This is a genomic window from Bacillus sp. N12A5, assembly GCF_026790125.1.
Taxonomy (GTDB): Bacteria; Bacillota; Bacilli; order Bacillales; family Bacillaceae; genus Bacillus.
The window spans coordinates 190,927-209,696 of the sequence record NZ_JALAMR010000008.1 but is presented as its reverse complement, the minus strand read 5'-3'; the positions used below and the strand labels follow the sequence as shown (position 1 = coordinate 209,696).

The 18,770-nt window shown below is 45.6% G+C and carries 19 protein-coding genes and 1 other annotated feature; of the genes, 3 read left to right on the top strand and 16 right to left on the bottom strand.

What is annotated here, in order from left to right; all coding sequences use genetic code 11:
- Positions 1-5 precede the first annotated feature (5 nt).
- From egsA to MOC09_RS10385, 7 genes are all read right to left on the bottom strand, one after another.
- The gene (gene egsA, locus MOC09_RS10415; RefSeq protein ID WP_268359050.1) at positions 6-1,190 is read right to left on the bottom strand and encodes a sn-glycerol-1-phosphate dehydrogenase; all 1,185 of its coding nucleotides are present in this window, start codon (positions 1,188-1,190) and stop codon (positions 6-8) included.
- Positions 1,187-2,005 (bottom strand): HAD-IIA family hydrolase, encoded by an 819-nt coding sequence (locus MOC09_RS10410; protein ID WP_268359120.1) that lies wholly within the window; start codon positions 2,003-2,005, stop codon positions 1,187-1,189. Before MOC09_RS10410 ends, egsA begins: the two co-directional genes overlap by 4 nt.
- Entirely contained in the window at positions 1,983-2,672 is a 690-nt protein-coding gene (gene araD, locus MOC09_RS10405) for an L-ribulose-5-phosphate 4-epimerase (RefSeq protein WP_268370452.1), read from the bottom strand. Before araD ends, MOC09_RS10410 begins: the two co-directional genes overlap by 23 nt.
- A 16-nt stretch (positions 2,673-2,688) precedes the next feature.
- Positions 2,689-4,371 carry a ribulokinase gene (gene araB, locus MOC09_RS10400; RefSeq protein ID WP_268370450.1) on the bottom strand — a complete coding sequence of 561 codons (1,683 nt, stop codon included), beginning with the start codon at positions 4,369-4,371 and terminating at the stop codon, positions 2,689-2,691.
- A gap of 15 nt (positions 4,372-4,386) precedes the next feature.
- Entirely contained in the window at positions 4,387-5,877 is a 1,491-nt protein-coding gene (gene araA / locus MOC09_RS10395) for an L-arabinose isomerase (RefSeq protein ID WP_268359042.1), read from the bottom strand.
- A 178-nt stretch (positions 5,878-6,055) separates the two neighbouring features.
- The gene (gene abnA / locus MOC09_RS10390) at positions 6,056-7,027 is read right to left on the bottom strand and encodes an arabinan endo-1,5-alpha-L-arabinosidase AbnA (RefSeq protein ID WP_268370447.1); all 972 of its coding nucleotides are present in this window, start codon (positions 7,025-7,027) and stop codon (positions 6,056-6,058) included.
- A 195-nt stretch (positions 7,028-7,222) separates the two neighbouring features.
- Positions 7,223-8,308, bottom strand: coding sequence for a M42 family metallopeptidase (locus MOC09_RS10385; protein WP_268359039.1), 1,086 nt, complete (start codon positions 8,306-8,308; stop codon positions 7,223-7,225).
- A gap of 184 nt (positions 8,309-8,492) precedes the next feature.
- On the opposite strand from MOC09_RS10385, the gene ysdB reads away from it, so the two are divergent.
- On the top strand, positions 8,493-8,885 hold the full coding sequence (ysdB, locus tag MOC09_RS10380; RefSeq protein ID WP_268359037.1) for a sigma W pathway protein YsdB: 393 nt from the start codon (positions 8,493-8,495) through the stop codon (positions 8,883-8,885).
- Between the two features lie 16 nt (positions 8,886-8,901).
- On the opposite strand, the gene MOC09_RS10375 is transcribed toward ysdB, so the two are convergent.
- Genes MOC09_RS10375 through infC form a run of 4 tightly spaced genes read right to left on the bottom strand, consistent with a single transcriptional unit; the run spans position 8,902 to position 10,352 of the window.
- Positions 8,902-9,171: a DUF1294 domain-containing protein gene (locus MOC09_RS10375; protein WP_268370445.1), complete on the bottom strand. Its 270-nt coding sequence runs from the start codon at positions 9,169-9,171 to the stop codon at positions 8,902-8,904.
- Positions 9,172-9,226: 55 nt separating this feature from the next.
- Entirely contained in the window at positions 9,227-9,586 is a 360-nt protein-coding gene (gene rplT / locus MOC09_RS10370; RefSeq protein WP_003222420.1) for a 50S ribosomal protein L20, read from the bottom strand.
- Positions 9,587-9,617: 31 nt separating this feature from the next.
- Positions 9,618-9,818, bottom strand: coding sequence for a 50S ribosomal protein L35 (rpmI, locus tag MOC09_RS10365; protein ID WP_003222418.1), 201 nt, complete (start codon positions 9,816-9,818; stop codon positions 9,618-9,620).
- Positions 9,819-9,830: 12 nt separating this feature from the next.
- Positions 9,831-10,352 carry a translation initiation factor IF-3 gene (gene infC, locus MOC09_RS10360; RefSeq protein ID WP_010886591.1) on the bottom strand — a complete coding sequence of 174 codons (522 nt, stop codon included), beginning with the start codon at positions 10,350-10,352 and terminating at the stop codon, positions 9,831-9,833.
- A gap of 58 nt (positions 10,353-10,410) precedes the next feature.
- Positions 10,411-10,541, bottom strand: a sequence feature (ribosomal protein L20 leader region).
- Positions 10,542-10,985: 444 nt separating this feature from the next.
- Between infC and MOC09_RS10355 the strand changes: the two genes are divergently transcribed.
- On the top strand, positions 10,986-11,648 hold the full coding sequence (locus MOC09_RS10355) for a hypothetical protein (protein ID WP_268359033.1): 663 nt from the start codon (positions 10,986-10,988) through the stop codon (positions 11,646-11,648).
- Between the two features lie 31 nt (positions 11,649-11,679).
- On the opposite strand, the gene lrgB is transcribed toward MOC09_RS10355, so the two are convergent.
- From lrgB to lytS, 4 genes are all read right to left on the bottom strand, one after another.
- Complete coding sequence (lrgB, locus tag MOC09_RS10350; RefSeq protein ID WP_100275556.1) at positions 11,680-12,375, bottom strand: antiholin-like protein LrgB; 696 nt, start codon at positions 12,373-12,375, stop codon at positions 11,680-11,682.
- Between the two features lie 20 nt (positions 12,376-12,395).
- Entirely contained in the window at positions 12,396-12,839 is a 444-nt protein-coding gene (gene lrgA / locus MOC09_RS10345) for an antiholin-like murein hydrolase modulator LrgA (RefSeq protein ID WP_268359031.1), read from the bottom strand.
- A 133-nt stretch (positions 12,840-12,972) separates the two neighbouring features.
- Positions 12,973-13,698 (bottom strand): two-component system response regulator LytT, encoded by a 726-nt coding sequence (lytT, locus tag MOC09_RS10340; RefSeq protein WP_268370443.1) that lies wholly within the window; start codon positions 13,696-13,698, stop codon positions 12,973-12,975.
- A complete protein-coding gene (lytS, locus tag MOC09_RS10335) occupies positions 13,676-15,457 on the bottom strand; it encodes a two-component system sensor histidine kinase LytS (RefSeq protein WP_268359028.1) in 1,782 nt (593 codons plus the stop codon). The genes lytT and lytS overlap by 23 nt, the downstream gene beginning before the upstream one ends.
- 171 nt (positions 15,458-15,628) lie before the next feature.
- On the opposite strand from lytS, the gene MOC09_RS10330 reads away from it, so the two are divergent.
- Complete coding sequence (locus tag MOC09_RS10330) at positions 15,629-16,411, top strand: HAD family hydrolase (protein WP_268370441.1); 783 nt, start codon at positions 15,629-15,631, stop codon at positions 16,409-16,411.
- A gap of 38 nt (positions 16,412-16,449) precedes the next feature.
- Here MOC09_RS10330 and thrS read toward each other — a convergent pair whose 3' ends face one another.
- Positions 16,450-18,381, bottom strand: coding sequence for a threonine--tRNA ligase (gene thrS / locus MOC09_RS10325; protein ID WP_268367071.1), 1,932 nt, complete (start codon positions 18,379-18,381; stop codon positions 16,450-16,452).
- Positions 18,382-18,770 lie beyond the last annotated feature (389 nt).

The following is an 18,770-nucleotide window of genomic DNA, read 5'->3' as shown; positions in this document are numbered from 1 at the left end:
GCGGGCTATTCATATAGACCATGATTGATCAGCGTTTTGTTTTCATTGATAATTCTTAATCCGGTGCAGCGGTCTCTTAAGGTGTGGGCGTGTCTAAAGGCATTCTTGACGGAATCCTGCCCGACACCGATTTCGCCAAAAGACGCAGGGCCTCCGGCTGATCTCAGCCAATCGGCCAGCACTTCTCCTTTCGGGAGCGTTTCATAAGCCGATTGAATGGCTTCCCGACGGCCCGGAGAAAATTCGTTTAGCCCGTCATCCTGAGCGAGTTTTCTATAAGTGTCAGTTAATAAAACAGCAGCACAGCCCACCTTTGCCCCATGAAGAATCTGAGGACGGTTTTTCTCCATTAATTCCATCTCAATCCAGTGAGAAATATGATGTTCTCCGCCTGATGCCGGGCGGGAATGATCTAAGGCCAGCATGACAAGCCCCGATACAATTAAAGACTCCATTAAAACCCGTATGCCTGTTTCGGTTTTCATCGCAATGTCTTCTGTGTGTGCGATACAGGCATCAAGCGCCTCCTGAACGATCTTAGCCCCTGTGGGAGAATAAGGCTCGCCTGCAAGATGTCTGGAGATTTCCCAATCAGCTAAAGACGTGATTTTACCGAGCATGTCACCAAACCCCGCCGCCACCATTGACTGGGGTGCCGCTTTTAATAGATCCAGATCAGCGAACAGCGCAGACGGAGCCTTTGTTTGAATGGTTGTTTTCGTTCCGTATAAAATAATTGGCGCCCCGGCTGATGTAAATCCGTCTACTGATGGAGCAGTCGGATAGGAAATAAACGGCAAATTCCTCTGAAACGCCGCAAAGCGCACGATATCGTGAATCGTGCCCGAGCCGACTGCGATCATGACATCTGTTGTTTTTTTCGTATGGATCAGTGCATGAATGAGCGATCGTTCATCAGCCACTACATCTCCGGCTTCATTTTCCGGAATAATCAGGCATTTGGCCTGGAATCCTTCTTGATTCAAGCGGTCTTCCAAATCAATTCCTGCAATGCGATGTGTATTCGAGTCACACACTAGCACGATCTGTTTGTAATTTTTTCTTTTTACATACTCTAAAAGCGAATCGGCTGCTTGTTTTTCAAGAGCAATTTCTTCCATTTCGATAGGAAACGTCTTTTCTCCGGCTTGTTCAAAAGCACGCTGAACGTCAGCTGCGATACGATTCATAACAGAATCCCCTCCTCAGCTAATTTGGTTACATCCTTAATAGACTCCAGCACATAATCCGGTGTGTACAAACGCTGTTCACCCGGTTTCGCAGAACCGGTCAGCACTAAGGCGCTTTTCATGCCATAAAGCTTCCCCATCGCAATGTCTGATTCAATGCTGTCTCCGATAATCATGCATTCATGTGCGGCCAGCCCCATTGCTGTACAGGCGGCCTCCGCCATCAGCCATGACGGCTTTCCGACAACAAGCTCCGTTTTCGCTTGAGCTGAAGCCTCTATCGCTCCAATCATTCCGGCCACATCGATGGCGTTGCCGTCTTCGTTCGGAAAGGAGCGGTCTTTGTTTGTAGCAATGATACGAGCTCCGCCCGCGGCCGCTTGAAAGGCTTGATTTAAATCTTCGTACGTGAGCGTTTCATGAAGGGAGATCACAAGCCAATCCGCTTCCTTCGGTTCGTTCGCTTGCTGCACGCCAGCCAGCCTCAGCTCGTCAACCAAACCTTGTTCTCCAAGCACCCACACCGTTGCAAAACGATAATGGTTTTTCAGAAAAGCTGCTGTGACACTTGACGACAAAACAATATCGCTTACATCCGCCTCTATTCCCGCGCCGAGAAGCTTTTTTCTGCACATGGCACGGGAAATATTCCCCCGATTGCTCAAAAAAACAATTTTCTTCCCCATTTCTCGGAGTGTATTGATCGCTTCTCTTGCCCCTTCTATCAACTCATTTCCTCTAAATACAGTACCGTCCAAGTCAATCAGAATGCCTGCCGGTGCCACAGCGGAATTATGACTGTCCATAATACGCATTTGCTCCGTGTTTTCGATAAAAATGCTTTTCATGAAGGACTGTATTGATTGGATTTACATCCTTGTTCAGCATAATGGAGTGATAAGCCATTTCCGCAACCGTTTCTAATACGACTGCGTTATGAATGGCGTTTAAGGCGTCCGTGCCCCAGCAGAACGGGCCGTGATTATTCACGAGTACACCCGGCACCTGTTCGTAGTTATGATGCTGAAAGGTTTCTGCTATGACTTTTCCTGTATTCCGTTCGTAGTCATGAATGATTTCTTCATCATACATTTCTCTTGTACACGGAATCGCGCTGTCAAAATAATCAGCATGTGTCGTGCCTAATGGCGGAATGTCTCTGCCCGATTGCGCCCAGCTTGTCGCCCATTGAGAATGGGTATGGACAATTCCCCCGATATTCGGAAAGGCTTTATATAAATAAACATGGGTGGGCGTATCTGAAGAAGGCTTAAGCGAGCCTTCGACGACCTCTCCTTCAAGGTTTAAAACAACCAAGTCATCTGCTGTCAGGTCGCTGTATTCGACTCCGCTAGGTTTGATGACAATTCTTTCTTTTTCACGGTCAATGCCGCTGACATTTCCCCACGTAAAGGTTACCAGCTGATGCTCTTGAAGCTTCAGGTTGGCAGCCAGCACTTCTTTTTTTAATGTTTCAAGCATGCTCCATCACCCTTTATCAATTCTTTTTGGCGGCAGATGAAAATTGAAGATTTTTAATTGTTTTCAGACGTTTCATGACATGGTTTTCTTCTCCGAAATAGTGAACCAGCTCTTTATATTCAGCGTATAATTTTTCATACACCACAGCGTTTTCGGCGTTTGGCGAATAAGAAATATCTTTCAGTTTTCCCATGTGCGCCGCTGCCTCTTTGATGTCGTCGTATCCGCCGTTTTCTTTACCTGCGGCAAGCGCGCCGAAAATGGCAGATCCCAAGGCAGGGGCTTGCGGGGAACCAGAGATTTTAATATCCATGTTTGTCACATCCGCATAAATCTGCATGACAAACGGGTTTTTCTCAGCAATTCCGCCGGCTGCGTACAGCTCCTCGATCGGAACCCCGCTTTCTTTGAACGTTTCGATAATCATCCGGGTTCCGTAAGCTGTCGCTTCAACTAGCGCTCTATAAATCTCTTCAGGCTTCGTCAGCAGCGTCATGCCAAGCAGCATCCCTGTTAAATCAGCATCAACAAGAGTTGAACGGTTTCCATTCCACCAGTCCAAAGCAAGCAGACCGCTTTCACCCGGCGCTTGAAGGTTTGCCTTCTCGCTCAGCAGTTCATGGATGCCCATGTTTTTTTCCTCTGCTTCCTCTTGATACGCTCGCGGAACACAAGTTTTCACAAACCAGTCAAAATGATCGCCGACACAGGACTGTCCGGCTTCATATCCCGCATAGCCGGGAAGAATCCCGTTATCCACGACACCGCACATACCAGGCACGATATGCACCTCTTCGCCTAGAAGAACATGGCACGTTGAGGTTCCCATAATCATCAGCATTTTTCCTGGCTCTGTGATGCCGACCGCCGGCACGGAAACATGGGCGTCAACATTGGCAACTGCAACAGCCGTCCCCGGAAGAAGGCCTGTGAGCTGTGCCATTTTTTCTGTCAGTTCGCCTGCTTTTTCGCCCACTGAATGAATAGAACCTGCTAATTTGTCTTTTGTAATCGTTTTCATTAAAGGATGTAATTTGTCAAAGAAATCATCTGACGGATATCCCGCTTTTTCACTCCATATCGCTTTATACCCCGCTGTACAGTTGCTTCGCTTGAGCGAGCCGCACAGCTGGTACACGATCCAGTCCGCAGCCTCGATGATCCGGTCAGCCGCTTCATAAATGTGAGGCGCTTCTTCGGCAATCTGCATAACCTTAGGAATCATCCATTCAGAGGAAATTTTTCCTCCGTACCGCTGCAAAAAAGCTTCTCCTTCTTCTTCCGCAATTTGATTGAGCCGATCAGCATGTTTTTGGGCCGCATGATGCTTCCAGAGCTTCACATAACTATGCGGCTCCTCTTCATATTCCGGCAGCATGCATAACGGCTGCCCTGACTTGTCAACAGGCAGGATCGTACAGGCCGTAAAATCAATTCCAATCCCGATAATGTCTTTCGGTTCAACGCCCGTCTGTTCGAGTAAAGACGGAATGGTTGTTTCCAAGACTTCGAGGTAATCCGCCGGATGCTGCAGCGCCCAGTCCCTCGGCAGCTTTTGGCCTGTTTTTGGAAGGGCGGTATCAATGACAGCGTGCCTGTATTCTTTCACAGCAGCCGCCAGTTCCTCCCCTGTTTGAACATGAACGAGTACCGCTCTTCCTGATAAAGTTCCGAAATCAACCCCTATTGTGTAAGCCAAGTGACATCCCCCTCTCTACTTTTGAAGCCGGTAAAGCGCCTCGTTCCATTTTAATTCGTGTTTTAGTTTATGAATCGTCGTATCACGGGAAATGAGCACACTTTCAATCCCCGCCATTTCCGCCCAATCGAGCATTTGCTCTGCTGTCAGTTCATAAGACAAGCAGGTATGGTGTGCGCCGCCTGCTAAAATCCATGCCTCCGCCGCTGTTTTCAATGACGGCTCCGGTTTCCAGAGAACACGGGCTACCGGCAGATTCGGCATGTCTTTTTCAATTTCCTGGCCGTTGACCTCATTCAAAACAAGGCGGAAACGCCCCCCGATATCAACAAGACTTGCTTGAATGGCTGAACCGCTGATGCCGTTAAATACAAAACGTGCTGGGTCTTCCTTGCCTCCTATAGAAAGCGGATGAACCTCGATTCTCGGCTGATCCAAGGCAACAGTCGGACACACTTCAAGCATGTGCGAACCCAAAATCATTTCATTTCCCGGTTCAAAATGGTACGTATAATCTTCCATGAAGGACGTTCTTTTTCCTTCGGCCATGATTTTCATCATCCGCACAAGAGCCGCTGTCTTCCAATCTCCTTCGCCGGCGAACCCGTAGCCCTTCTCCATCAGGCGCTGAACGGCAAGTCCCGGCAGCTGCTTCATTCCGTGCAGCACTTCAAATGATGTCGTGAAAGCTGTGTATCCGCCTTGTTCAAGAAAAGCGGTTAAGCCAAGTTCTATTTTCGCCTGTTCCTTGATGGACGCTACCTTTGCTTCGTCACGTTTTGTTTCCTCGCTGATTACATAAAGCCTGTCATACTCCGCATAGAGCGTGTCAACCTCGTCATCCGTAATGCGGTTCATCACTTCGACAAGATCTCCGATGCCATATCCGTCAACCTGCCAGCCAAATTGAATATGCGCCCCCACTTTGTCTCCATCCGTTACCGCGACGTGACGCATGTTATCTCCGAATCTGGCAACCTTAATATGTCTGCTTTCATTTAATGCAGCCGCCGTATCCATCCACTGGGAAATCTCTTTCTTCACTTCTTCATCATCCCAATAGCCGGCGACGACTTTCCGGTTCAGTCCCATTCGCGAGTTGATGTAACCGTATTCACGGTCGCCATGTGCGGATTGGTTGCTGTTCATAAAATCCATGTCAATCGTACCCCAAGGGATATCGCGATTATATTGAGTGTGCAGATGCATAAGCGGTTTTTGATAAGAGGAAAGGCCTTCTATCCACATTTTTGCGGGAGAAAATGTGTGCATCCATGTAATGATACCGGCGCATGTCTCACTGTACTCCGCTTCTCTTAACAGCTGTCTGATGGTTTCCGGTGAAGTGACGACAGGCTTATGCGTGATTTTGTATCTGGAAGAAACCCCGCTGAGCCCCTCACAAATGCTTTTCGCATGCTGATCCACCAGTTCCAGCGTCTCTTCCCCGTATAGGTGCTGGCTTCCTGTTACAAACCAGAATTCATAATCCTTTGTCTGAAGCATGTAAACTGCCCCTTTCTTATAAAATAAAACGCTTTCATACATTACAAAAGATACGTACTAATGATAAAAAATAAATCAATAACTATTAATTTGTACGAACAATTTCATTATAGTAACTGACTATTATACTGTCAATCTTTTCTTTTAAAAAAAGCCGGGCGCTGCCCGGCTTTTTCACTCAATAGGACGGCCAGCCCGAACTCCAATTCAAATCATTGATGAGAAGCTTCGGAATGCCGTTGTCATTGGCGTCATAGGCATGACGAACAAGAATGTTTCCGTTTACAATATCCTGGCCTCCGGGTCCTTTCCATTGGTCATTCCCGGAATCCAAAATGGTACCCCCGCCTTCCAGCATGCTTTTTCCGCTTTTATCAAGATAAGGGCCTGTAATGCTTTTAGATCTTCCATAAGCAATTTTGTACGTACTGTTTACACCGTCACAGCATTTATCAAATGAGACCATTAAATAGTAATAGCCATTTTGATACGTAAGAGTAGGAGCCTCCAGCGCCCCGCCATTATTCGGTCTGGCAGCAATCGAATAGAGCGAGCCTGTCGGCTTCATCGTATTCTTATCAAGCTTGGTCAGCTTAATGCCGGTCCAAAACGAGCCGAACGCAAGCCACGGGTTGCCATCCTTGTCGAATGTCAGCTCCGGATCAATGGCGTTATAATTATTTGAGCTTGTCGAACGAATCACCAAGCCCTCGTCCTTCCAGCTCCCTGAACTGATGCTTGTTGAAGATGCCAGGCCGATGGCAGATGTATTGCTTCCAAAAGAAGAAACAGAATAATACAGCCAGTACTTTCCGTTATAGTATTGGATGTCCGGCGCCCATTGGTTTGGCTCGTAATTCGGCACATAATTGGACCACCACGATAGCGGTGTGCTAAAAATGGACTTTTGTACGGTCCAATTTTTTGCGTCTGAAGACTTCAACACCCGCAGCCCCCGTTCTTCCGTAAGCCCTGTGCCAAGCGCATACCACGAGCTCCCCTCTTTGATCATGGTCGGATCGTGAAGCAGCTCATTGGATGCCCCCCAAAATGCGGCCTCTGCAGGAGCAGCGGAAGTGAATATCAAGCCAGCAGCCAGAGCGGCACTCGAAAAATGAAAGAAGCGTTTCCATGTTTTTTTCTTTTTCAACTTTTCTAACCTCCTTTAAATTAGAAAGCGCTTACAAATATATTGTTTTACCCTCCTTTCCTTACAAATGAGCGGCGTATCGTATGTCGTCATGTTCAGGACATTTTCGGTATCATCTTTATTGTAGTCACTCCGTCTTAATTTGTACAGACAAAAAAATAGAATCTGCCTTGAAAGGCAGATTCCTCCGTATCTTTATTGGTACGTAATCTCATCAACCGTTTTCCGGTCTAGCTTCTTGATGACTTCTGTAATTAATTTTACCGCGTTTTCATAATCGTCACGGTGCAGCATAGCCGCGTGCGTATGAATGTAGCGGGTTGCAATGGTAATGGAGAGTGCAGGCACGCCATTTGCCGTCAAATGGATGGCTCCCGAATCTGTTCCGCCGCCGGCAATGGCATCAAATTGATACGGAATGCCCGCTTCCTCTGCGGTAGCCACAACTATATCACGCAAACCTTTGTGAGAGACCATAGACGCATCGTACACGATAATCTGCGGCCCTTCGCCCATTTTGCTTTGCGCTTCCTTCTCGGAAATGCCAGGCGTGTCTCCTGCAATGCCTACATCAACACCAAACGCAATATCAGGCTGAATGGCATGGGCAGCCGTTTTCGCTCCTCTGAGGCCGACTTCCTCCTGAACAGTCCCGACGCCATACACAATGTTTGGATGATCTGTGTTTTGTAAATTTTTTAACACATCAATGGCAATCGCACAGCCGATGCGGTTGTCCCATGCCTTTGCCAATAGGAATTTTTCATTGTTCATCACCGTAAATTCAAAATGAGGTACGATCATGTCTCCCGGAAGTACACCCCATTCCAAGGCTTCTTCTCGGCTTGAAGCTCCAATATCAATAAACATGTCTTTTATTTCCACTGATTTTTTTCTCGCTTCTGGAGATAAAATATGAGGCGGCTTAGAACCGATAACCCCTGTGATTTCCCCTTTTTTCGTGACGATGGTAACACGCTGAGCCAGCATGACCTGAGCCCACCAGCCGCCAACAGTTTGGAAACGGATAAAGCCTTTATCAGTGATTTGCGTCACCATAAAGCCCACTTCGTCTAAATGCCCGGCGATCATAATTTTAGGGCCATTTTCCGCACCCGTTTTTTTGGCAATTAAACTGCCAAGACGATCTGTTGTCACCTCATCAGCAAATGGCTCTATGTATGATTTCATCACTTGCCTTACTTCTCTTTCATTGCCCGGTATGCCTTTTGCATCTGTTAAATCTTTCAGCATGGTCAATGTTTCATCTAATTTTGCCATGTTCCAAAACCCTCCTTCATCAGTCCTGCATTCTTATTATACAAAACCTGGCGCTAACCATACGACTATTTCACTTGAAAATCGGGTATATGTTTTTAGAACTTTCTTTTAGAAAAAGTGAAACCTTTTTCTATGCTCTTCGTATTACATCAGATCATCACCATAAGGGAGGTGCCTTCACACAATGTTTGTCATGGTTCTAAGGATTATTTTGCTTGCACTTTTTGCTTATTGTATTTATGCCGTGGTCAAATTTGTCGCGAATCCAAAGAGAAGGCTTAAGCTGGCCCAATCAAAAGAACATTTTTATATTATCGATGAACAAAACAATACCCGAAAGAATTTTCAGCTGACGTATAAAGGCGTGCTTTTTGAAGGAGAAAAGCATATTCCTTCCAAGGACCACCCGCTGTTTATCCACACGATCTTTGTCTGGACAGAATCTCCTGAGAAGCTGAAACATTTCTCTGCAAAAGATTTTGAGAACATTGAAGAAAAAGTGCTGGAACGTTATCCGAATTGTAAGATTGACTGGGACCAGCCCATTAAACTCGCAAAAAAAGCAGAAGAGCGTTAAAACGCTTTTCTGCTTTTTATAAATCAAACGGGCTGTAATAAATGACGATAAAGATCGCTTCAACCACCAGAAGAAGCGGCACTCCGTATTGAAAAGACGCGTGCTTCGTTTTATGTCTGAAGGTTTGCATGCCAAGCCAGATCCCGAGCGCGCCAAACACGAACGCAATCAGCCACAGCCGCTCTTCGGAAATTCTCCATTTGTGCTGCTGCGCTTTTCGTTTGTCAACGCCCATCACCCAAAATCCGCAAAGATTGATCAGTACCAAATAGACAGCGATAATCATGTTGCCTCACCCTTTATATAAAAAAGCCGCTCTGCTGGAGAGCGGCCCTATATGATTACTTGTTTAATTGAGCTTTAGCAGCATCAGCAAGCTGATTGAATGCAGTAAGATCATTTACAGCAAGATCAGCAAGCATTTTACGGTTTACTTCAATACCAGAAAGCTTAAGACCGTGCATTAAACGGCTGTAAGAAAGACCGTTCATACGAGCAGCTGCATTGATACGAGTGATCCAAAGCTTACGGAAATCACGTTTTTTCTGACGACGGTCACGGAAAGCATAGTTTCCAGATTTCATGACCTGCTGGTTAGCTACTTTGTATAATGTATGTTTTGAACCGAAATAACCTTTTGCTAATTTAAGAACCTTTTTACGACGCTTACGTGTAACAGTTCCGCCTTTTACTCTTGGCATTAAATTTCCCTCCTAATTGTTCCTTATCCGATTACTTGATGTTAGCAAGCATTTGTTTGATACGTTTGAAGTCTCCTGCGCTTACAACAGCACTCTTGCGAAGCTTACGCTTTTGCTTTTGAGATTTGTTGGCGAATAAGTGACTTGTGTACGCGTGAGAACGCTTTAACTTCCCAGAACCTGTCTTTTTAAAACGTTTAGCAGATCCGCGGTGAGTTTTCATTTTTGGCATGGGATTTCCTCCTTATTGCTTTTCGTTTTTCGGCGCGAGCATTAAGAACATGCTGCGGCCGTCCATTTTTGGTTTTGTTTCGACAGTCGCAACCTCAGCACATGCTTCAGAAAAACGGTCTAACACACGCTGACCGATTTCTTTATGAGTGATTGCGCGTCCTTTAAAGCGGATAGAAGCTTTCACTTTATCGCCTTTTTCAAGGAATTTAATCGCATTGCGCAATTTCGTGTTAAAGTCATGCTCATCGATTGTCGGACTTAACCGAACTTCTTTTAAGTTAATGATTTTTTGATTCTTGCGTGCTTCTTTTTCCTTTTTCTGCTGCTCAAATCGGAACTTACCGTAGTCCATGATTCGGCAGACAGGCGGTTTTGCATTCGCTGCAACTAACACCAGGTCAAGATTTGCGCGGCCGGCGATTTCAAGTGCTTCCTGACGGGACTTGATTCCAAGCTGGTCGCCATTTTGTCCGATTAAACGGACCTCACGTGCACGGATACCCTCATTAACCAATTGATCTTTGCTAATAATGAGCCACCTCCATAGTTTCTTCGAATTGATTCACAACTCATTTTGACTGCATTTTGCAGGCAAACAAAAAGTGCGGGCATTATAAAACACCCACACTACGAACATCTGTATCAATAAAAATGTACGGTCAACCTGCCAACTACATGCATGTGTCAATCAGGTGAGAAGCGGGTGCTTCTGCTTGTGATTTATATTCAATTCAATAACTATTCTACACAATGCCGGATCTTTAGTCAAGGACGACTTATCCGGAACAACTTTTACATTGTAACATGGGTTTTCTATGAGTGCAAGAGTGAAAAAGAAAATCTTTCATCCTCATCCAGAAGGTATCGTTCTGAACCGTTCAGCCATGCATCAAGTGTTCTGTTGAAAAACATCGGCTGGGCGATCGGTGCTACATGACTGGTTAAAATCAGGAGAGCGAGGCAATGAAAATGGCTGATTCGTGCTCACATCACCCGCTGACAGCTCCACACGAATAAACCTACTGTGCAGAGTATGGTGTAAAGAGCAACAGTCTTCCCCCATCCTTCTCCTTCATTCGCTATCCACAACAAAACCATTGACAGGTAGAAATGTAAAACAAAGTTAATCCATAACCGATATAAGAAGGAGAAGGGAGTCTGACACATGAACAAACTGATACAGCTTGCTTTATTTTTCACATTGATATTAACCGGTTGCTCGAATAGCAGCACATCTTCTGAACCAAAAGCTGAAACGGTTAAGACAGCCGTAGTATTTAATCAAAAGGAACTAGAGAAAGAGCTGAAAAAACTAAAACCCGTTTCACTGGACATGGATTTCGAGAGTCCACTCGCTGCTGAGTTAGGAAAGCGGAAGGCAAAAGAAGCAGCCGAGAAGCAAAGACAGATCGCAGCCGAGAAAAAACGTGAAAAAGAGCGGGAGGCGAAACGAAAGAAACAGCAGGAGGAAGCAGCGGAGAGACAGCGATTGGCAGAGCAGCAGGCTGCAGAGAGACAGCGATTAGCGGAAGCGGAAAGACAAGCTGAACTTGAAAGACAGCGGCAGGCGGCAATCCAAAAAGAGCAGAAAGCGAACGCTGAGAAAAAGCGGCAATCACAGCCACAACGGCAGCAGACCGAGGCACCCTCGTCTAATAGTCAAGATTCACCATCCTCCTCGAGCCAAACAGATGAAACCAATCAACAGCCGGCTTTAGAGCTTCCTGATGACGATGGTTATGGTTATGAGGAACGAAAAAAGTGGCATGATGATCAAGTGGAATGGGGCATTAAGCAAGGATATATCGATCCTGAAGACGCACCATAAAATAAAAAAAGCCAAGGCATTCAGCCTTGGCTTATCCTCCGATCAGCTGCATGAAAACAGGTATGACCAGAACCGTTACCACTCCTACTACGACAACAGCGATACTTGCCATCGCAGCTTCAACTTCTCCCATCTCGATCCCGACCGCTACACCGAGTGCATGTCCGGACGTTCCGAGAGCCAATCCTTTAGAAATCGGATTCTTTACTTTAAACACCTTTAAGAACAATGCCCCGAGCGCATATACAATGACAGCGTTAAAGATGACCGCAAAGGCAGTGATGTCGCTAATGCCTCCGATGTCTTTTGATAACGGAAGCGCAATTGCCGTTGTTGCAGCCTGCGGCAGCATGCTTTTCATGACAGCCGAATCGAGATGAATGCCTTTTGCAAGCAAATAAACAATCGTGACAGAGCAGATAGAGCCGACAATAATGGAGGACATGATTTGCCACCAATATTTTTTGAGCTTGTCTCTTTGTTTGTACAAAGGAATGGCAAAAGCGATCGTCGCCGGTTCAAGGAAAAACTTAATGATTTCTCCTCCGTTATTATAGTCCGCGTAGGAAAAACCGCCGATTTTTAAAAATGCGATCCCAAGCACCATGGCAACAAACAAAGGAGTGAAAAGGAAGAAGCCTTTCGTTTTCTTGAATAAAAAGGTGCCGATGCCGAATGCAGCAAGTGATACGACAATTCCGAAATAAGGACTCATTGTGCTTTCCATCTGATGAACCTCCTGTTTCCTTAATGGTGAACGAGTTCGTTATTGTTCTGCGGGCTTTGCACTGTTTTTGTTGTTTTCACGTCTGCCGCAGTCTTGCGTTTTCCGCTGATTGAAAGAATCAGCTGAGAAAACAATCCCGTAGCCCCCAGCAATATAATGGTCGCAAGCAGAATGACAAGAACAATTTGCAGACCGTATTGCTGCATCACACCAAGCGAATTCATAACAGATATACCAGACGGAACAAATAAAAATCCGATCAGAGAGGTTAAAGACGTTCCGAGCGTTTCTACTTGTTCCAGTTTAATGACTTTCAAACATAATAGGAGAAATAATAAGACCAACCCTACAACCGATGCCGGGATAGGGATTGGGACAATAGCGGCAATCATATTTGAAACCAGCATAATGACGGCAAAAATAAATGCTTGTGTTAAAAACCCGTACACTTTTTTAGCACTCATTTTCTTCACCTCTTTCTCTTTGGTACCCCCATTATAAATAAGAATCCCTTGTTATAAAGCGCTTACAAGATAACATGCCGAATAGCGGGACTGAGTTGCAGAAACAAATGGCTGAAATGCAAAAAGCCGCCCATCAAATATGGAGCAGCTTTTTCAATTCCTTCGCATATGTCCGGCTGACCGGTATTTTTGATCCATCTTTCATAATCAGGTTATAGGTTGAATTAAACCACGGCTGAATTTCTTTAAGATATTCGGTATTGACGACAAAGCTCCGATGGACGCGGATAAAACCAGCATCAGACAGCTTTTTCTCAATGACAACGAGCGTATCGCTGACCGTATACGATGTATCGAAGGTTTTTACATTGACGTGACCATCTTCCGTTCCGGCATAGATAATGTCCTTCGTATCTACGATCACTATTGATTCTCCTACAGATAGTGCGAGTTTGTGCTGGCCGGAATGACTGCTCTGATCTGTTTCAACAATATCCCGATTGACTTTTTTATATTTTTTCAGCGTTTGCTGAATTCTTTCCTCATCGAAAGGCTTGGTTAAATAATCAAGGGCGTCCACCTCAAATGCTTTGAGTGCATACTGGTCATATGCCGTCGCAAACACAACAGCAGGAGGATGCTTCATGTTCTTCAATCTCTTTGCAATATCAAAACCGTTTTCTCCGGATAAATCAACGTCTAAAAACAGCAAGTCAGGCTTTTGATCCATCATTTGGTCAAAAGCAGATTCAATATTTTCCGCTTCATTGATTTCCATTTCCTCATTGGTCCGCTTGAGCAAGTAAGCCAGTTCATCCCTTGCCAGCATCTCATCATCAACTATTAACACCCTGAGCATGTTCTTCTCCCTCTTTCATATGTTGCATTGGCACTCGAAAGGAAACCTCTGTCCCTTTCTGAACCTCACTCCTGATATTCAGTGCGGCCTGCTGTCCGAATAAACCAATCAGGCGCTGATTCAGGTTATAGAGCGCCGTACCGGTTCCCTCCTTAGACGGAAACGGTTTCTTTCCCAGCTCCGGAAGGATGTCTGGCGGAATTCCCCGTCCGTTATCCGTCACCTTCATATAGACGGATGTATCATCAGATAAGACACAGACCGTAACTTTGCACATGTCTTGTTTCTTCGGAAACGCATGCCGAAGCGCGTTCTCCACAAGCACCTGTAAAACAAACGGAGGAATTTCAATCTGCTCCAGCCTGCTGTCGATATTGAGCTCAATCTTATATTTCCCGGGAAAACGCGCCTGCTCTAATGACAAATAAGCGTGAAGATGGTTCAGCTCCTTTGAGAGCGGAATCAGCAGCTGTCTCGCTCCTTGAAGGTTTGAACGAAAATAAACGCTGAGCTGCAATAAGAGCTTACGGGTTTTTTCAACATCCGTGCGGCATAACGCAGAAATTGTATTGATCGCATTAAATAAAAAATGCGGATTCACCTGTGCTTGAAGCGCTTTGATTTCAGCATCCTTGAGAAGCTTGCTTTGCAGCTCTGCTTCCCCAAGCTCAAGCTGTGTCGAAAACAGCATGGCCAGCCCCTCAGCAAGCTCCTCCTCTACCTGACTCAGGCCTGCCGGATTTTTAAAGTACATTTTTAAGGTGCCGATTGTATTTCCGTTTGATGTCAGCGGCAGGACAATTGCCGCGTGCAAAGGGCATTCAGAATGTGTGCATTCAATCTCTTCCTGTGAAATCGCCTTCATAATTTGCCCTGTTTTAATCACCTTTTTGGACAGGCCGGTGATCAAGCTTTTTGATGGGATGTGATGATCCATTCCCGCGCCGACATGCGCAAGGATCTTTTCTTTATCAGTGAGAGACACCGCATCCGTTCCGGTCAGCTTATGGATAATAGCGGCTACACTTTTACAGGAGTTTTCATTTAGTCCTTGGCGAAAAAATGGAAGCGTCTGATCAGCAATTGTCAGTACTCGGTGCGTTTCAAGCGCCCTTGCCTGCTCTTCCTTGCGATTGATCGCTTGAATAATCGACAGAAAAATAAAACTGCCAGTCCCATTGATGAGTATCATTGGAATCCCGATCATGCTGACAAGCTCCCAAGCGTCACTGAACGGCTTTGCCATCAGCAAAATAATAATCATTTGCAGTGACTCCATGCCGATTCCCACAAGTGCGGCGACACGCGGCGTCGGCATTCGGTAGCGCTTCGTAAAATACCTGCCGATCAAGCCTGCAAGAACACCTGCTAAAACAGATGATACCGCACAGCTTAAGGCCGTGCTGCCGCCGAGCGAAAAACGATGCAGCCCCGCCAGTACGCCGATTCCAGCCCCTACAAACGGGCCTCCGAGAAGGCCTCCGATTTCCACGCCTAAAATACGGGTATTCGCAATGGAGCCAGACGGATCGATCGCAAACACCCAGTCATTGTTCACAATCATATTTTTTTGAATTTCAATGCCTGTATAATTACTGATGATGCTGAAGAGAGAAAAAATAGAAATTAATACGGCTTTCCCTTTATAGCCGTCCTGATGTTGCAGCGCTTGTCTGAAAAGCTTCGTATGGGCGAGAATGAACCCCAGTATAACAATAATCCCTACCCTCTCAAGCATCATAATCATTAAATGAATCATGCATGTCACCTGTTCTTTCGCTTTCATTCTAGCATGTTTCGGCAGGAGTTTCATGGCTGACTGTTTTTTTAAAATCATCTGAAAACATATTTCACAAGGCTATTATCTATTGTAAAATAAAACATGAGCCTTTTGGCAGAAAGATTTGAATCTGAAGCAGAGGAGAAGATCATGAAAGCCGTATTTTTTGATTTAGACGACACACTACTTTGGGACGAAAAAAGCGTCAGCACAACATTTGCAGAAACTTGTTTACAGGCGGAGAAAAAATATGGCCTTGACCCGCAGAAATTCGAAGAAGCTGTTCGCGAAGCGGCGAGAGAATTGTACATGTCTTATGAGACGTATCCATATACAGTGATGATCGGCATTAACCCGTTTGAAGGCCTGTGGTCCAATTTCTCAGAGCCGATCAGTGAAGGATTTCAGAAGCTGAACAAGATTGTGCCGGAGTATAGAAGAAACGCATGGACAAACGGACTGAAGGCGCTTGGCATCGATGATCCGGCATACGGCGAATTTTTAGGAGAGTTTTTTGCGGCAGAGCGCAGAAGACGCCCGTTTGTATATGATGAGACATTTGCTGTACTCGATCAACTAAAGAGCAAGTATGAATTGCTGCTTTTGACAAACGGCGATCCGAGCCTGCAAAAGGAGAAGCTCGCCGGCGTGCCTGAGCTCACCCCTTATTTCAATGAAATCGTCATTTCAGGCGCTTTCGGCAAAGGGAAACCGGATGTTTCCATTTTTGAACACTGCCTTAAGCTGATGAATATTGAAAAAGATGATGCGATCATGGTCGGCGATAATTTGAATACTGATATTTTAGGCGCTTCAAGAGCCGGAATCAAAACCGTCTGGATCAACCGGACGGATAAGAAAAAAGAAACTGACGTAACGCCTGATTACATCATCAGCAGCCTTCATGATTTGTTTCCTATATTGGAGAAATAAAAAAGCATGATCTCTTCAATGAGATCATGCTTTTTATCTTATTTTTTCGCTTCAGCTACTGCCTTTTTCACAAAATCATCAAGTGAAATGGTGTCAGATTTCTGTTCTCCGTACTTACGAACGTTTACCGCTCCGTTTTCTGCTTCTTGGTCACCGACCACAAGCATGTACGGAATTTTTTGCATTTGCGCTTCACGGATTTTGTAGCCGATTTTTTCATCGCGGCTGTCGACTTCTACACGGAGGCCTTCACGCTGCAGGCGTTCCTGCACTTTTTTCGCGTAGTCTAAATGCACAGCCGGGGAAACCGGGATGACTTGGAATTGAACCGGTGCAAGCCATGTTGGCAGCGCGCCTTTGTGCTCTTCAATTAAGAAGGCAACAAAGCGTTCCATTGTTGATACGACACCTCTGTGAATAACAACCGGACGGTGCTGCTTGCCGTCTTCACCGATATAAGTCAGATCGAACCGTTCAGGCAATAAGAAATCAAGCTGAACTGTAGACAATGTTTCTTCTTTGCCGATCGCTGTTTTCACCTGAACATCTAGTTTAGGACCGTAGAATGCCGCTTCACCTTCTGCTTCGTAATAGTCATGGCCGATTTCGTCCATTGCCTCTTTCAGCATGGATTGCGCTTTGTTCCACATTTCATCATCATCAAAATATTTCTCTGTGTCTTCCGGATCACGGTAAGACAGACGGAAAGTGTAATCACTTAAGCCGAAGTCTTCATATACTTCCTGGATTAAACGGACAGTACGGATAAACTCATCCTTAATTTGATCGGGGCGCACAAAGATGTGTGCATCGTTTAATGTCATGCCGCGCACGCGCTGAAGACCTGACAGCGCACCTGACATTTCATAGCGGTGCATTGTTCCTAGCTCCGCAATACGAATCGGAAGCTCGCGGTAGCTGTGGATGTCGTTTTTATAGATCATCATATGGTGCGGACAGTTCATCGGACGGAGCACAAGTGTTTCATTATCCATTTCCATCGGAGGGAACATGCCTTCTTGATAATGATCCCAGTGTCCAGATGTTTCATACAGCTCTTTGCTTCCAAGCACAGGTGTGTATACGTGCTCATAGCCGAGGCTGATTTCTTTATCAACAATATAGCGCTCGATTACGCGGCGGATTGTCGCGCCTTTTGGCAGCCAAAGCGGCAGGCCTTGTCCGACTTTTTGAGAATTTGCAAACAGCTTTAATTCTTTGCCGAGCTTTCTGTGGTCACGCTCTTTCGCTTCCTCAAGCATACGAAGATGCTCTTCAAGATCAGCTTTTTTGAAGAAGGCGGTGCCGTATACGCGCTGAAGCATTTGGTTGTTGCTGTCACCGCGCCAGTATGCGCCTGCAAGACTTAGCAGCTTAAACTCTTTGATTTTTCCTGTTGAAGGAACGTGTACGCCGCGGCACAGGTCAAAGAATTCGCCTTGCTCATAGATCGAAACAGTTTCTCCTTCAGGAATCGCATCCAATAGTTCAAGCTTCAGATCGTCGCCGATTTCTGCAAAACGGGCTTTCGCTTCTTCACGGCTGACTTCTTTTCGAACGATCGGAAGGTTCGCATTGACGATTTTTTTCATTTCTTTCTCAATTTTCGGCAGATCTTCCGGAGTAATCGCTTCTTCCATTTCTACATCATAGTAAAAACCGTTTTCGATCACCGGACCGACACCGAATTTGACATCTTTGTATATGCGTTTAATCGCTTGAGCCAGCAAGTGAGCCGTACTGTGGCGCATAATTTGAAGACCTTCTTCTGAGCCTTCTGTAATGATTTCCACTGTACCGTCCTCATTAATCGGTGTTCTCAAATCGATTTCTTTTCCGTTCAGTTTTCCGGCTAATGATTTCTTCTTTAATCCCGGACTGATGGATGCCGCGATATCTTCTGTTGTTGTTCCTTTCGCAAACTCCTTGACTGCTCCATCAGGAAATGTGATTTTTACCATATCTGACATCTTTGTCACTCCTTTTTTTGCATATAAAAACCCCGCCCCCTATGAAAGGGACGAGGTTGAATAAACGGAATCGTGGTTCCACCCTTTTTTCCGCAAAGCCAACTCATGGCTCCTGCGGCTCTAAGCTCTATAACGGGAGTTCCCGTCAGCCATTACTGCTCCTTGTCAAAGGGGTTCACAGCTGAAGTTCAAAGGCGGTAAAGCGAATGGTCCTTAGCTGGGAAGCTTTCAGCCGTGGCTTCCCTCTCTTTGAGCCGGTATCATTCCTTCATGTCCTTATCAATACGTGTGTCTTTCTTAATCTCCTATGTATTATAAATTGTTCATTCCAAAAAATCAACACGCTCGCATTTCCTTTTTTCCAAACCGACAGCCTTATATATACAGGC

Bases quoted from the DNA above. Each gene is read 5' to 3' on its own strand.
- lytT (WP_268370443.1), bottom strand. From the start codon at position 13,698: ATGCTCAGGGTGTTAATAGTTGATGATGAGATGCTGGCAAGGGATGAA.
- thrS (WP_268367071.1), bottom strand. From the start codon at position 18,381: ATGTCAGATATGGTAAAAATCACATTTCCTGATGGAGCAGTCAAGGAG.
- lrgB (WP_100275556.1), bottom strand. From the start codon at position 12,375: ATGGAAAGCACAATGAGTCCTTATTTCGGAATTGTCGTATCACTTGCT.
- lrgA (WP_268359031.1), bottom strand. From the start codon at position 12,839: ATGAGTGCTAAAAAAGTGTACGGGTTTTTAACACAAGCATTTATTTTT.
- araD (WP_268370452.1), bottom strand. From the start codon at position 2,672: ATGCTTGAAACATTAAAAAAAGAAGTGCTGGCTGCCAACCTGAAGCTT.
- MOC09_RS10330 (WP_268370441.1), top strand. From the start codon at position 15,629: ATGAAAGCCGTATTTTTTGATTTAGACGACACACTACTTTGGGACGAA.
- MOC09_RS10410 (WP_268359120.1), bottom strand. From the start codon at position 2,005: ATGCGTATTATGGACAGTCATAATTCCGCTGTGGCACCGGCAGGCATT.
- rpmI (WP_003222418.1), bottom strand. From the start codon at position 9,818: ATGCCAAAAATGAAAACTCACCGCGGATCTGCTAAACGTTTTAAAAAG.
- MOC09_RS10355 (WP_268359033.1), top strand. From the start codon at position 10,986: ATGAACAAACTGATACAGCTTGCTTTATTTTTCACATTGATATTAACC.
- egsA (WP_268359050.1), bottom strand. From the start codon at position 1,190: ATGAATCGTATCGCAGCTGACGTTCAGCGTGCTTTTGAACAAGCCGGA.
- MOC09_RS10375 (WP_268370445.1), bottom strand. From the start codon at position 9,171: ATGATTATCGCTGTCTATTTGGTACTGATCAATCTTTGCGGATTTTGG.
- rplT (WP_003222420.1), bottom strand. From the start codon at position 9,586: ATGCCAAGAGTAAAAGGCGGAACTGTTACACGTAAGCGTCGTAAAAAG.
- araA (WP_268359042.1), bottom strand. From the start codon at position 5,877: ATGCTTCAGACAAAGGATTATGAATTCTGGTTTGTAACAGGAAGCCAG.
- lytS (WP_268359028.1), bottom strand. From the start codon at position 15,457: ATGATTCATTTAATGATTATGATGCTTGAGAGGGTAGGGATTATTGTT.
- MOC09_RS10385 (WP_268359039.1), bottom strand. From the start codon at position 8,308: ATGGCAAAATTAGATGAAACATTGACCATGCTGAAAGATTTAACAGAT.
- ysdB (WP_268359037.1), top strand. From the start codon at position 8,493: ATGTTTGTCATGGTTCTAAGGATTATTTTGCTTGCACTTTTTGCTTAT.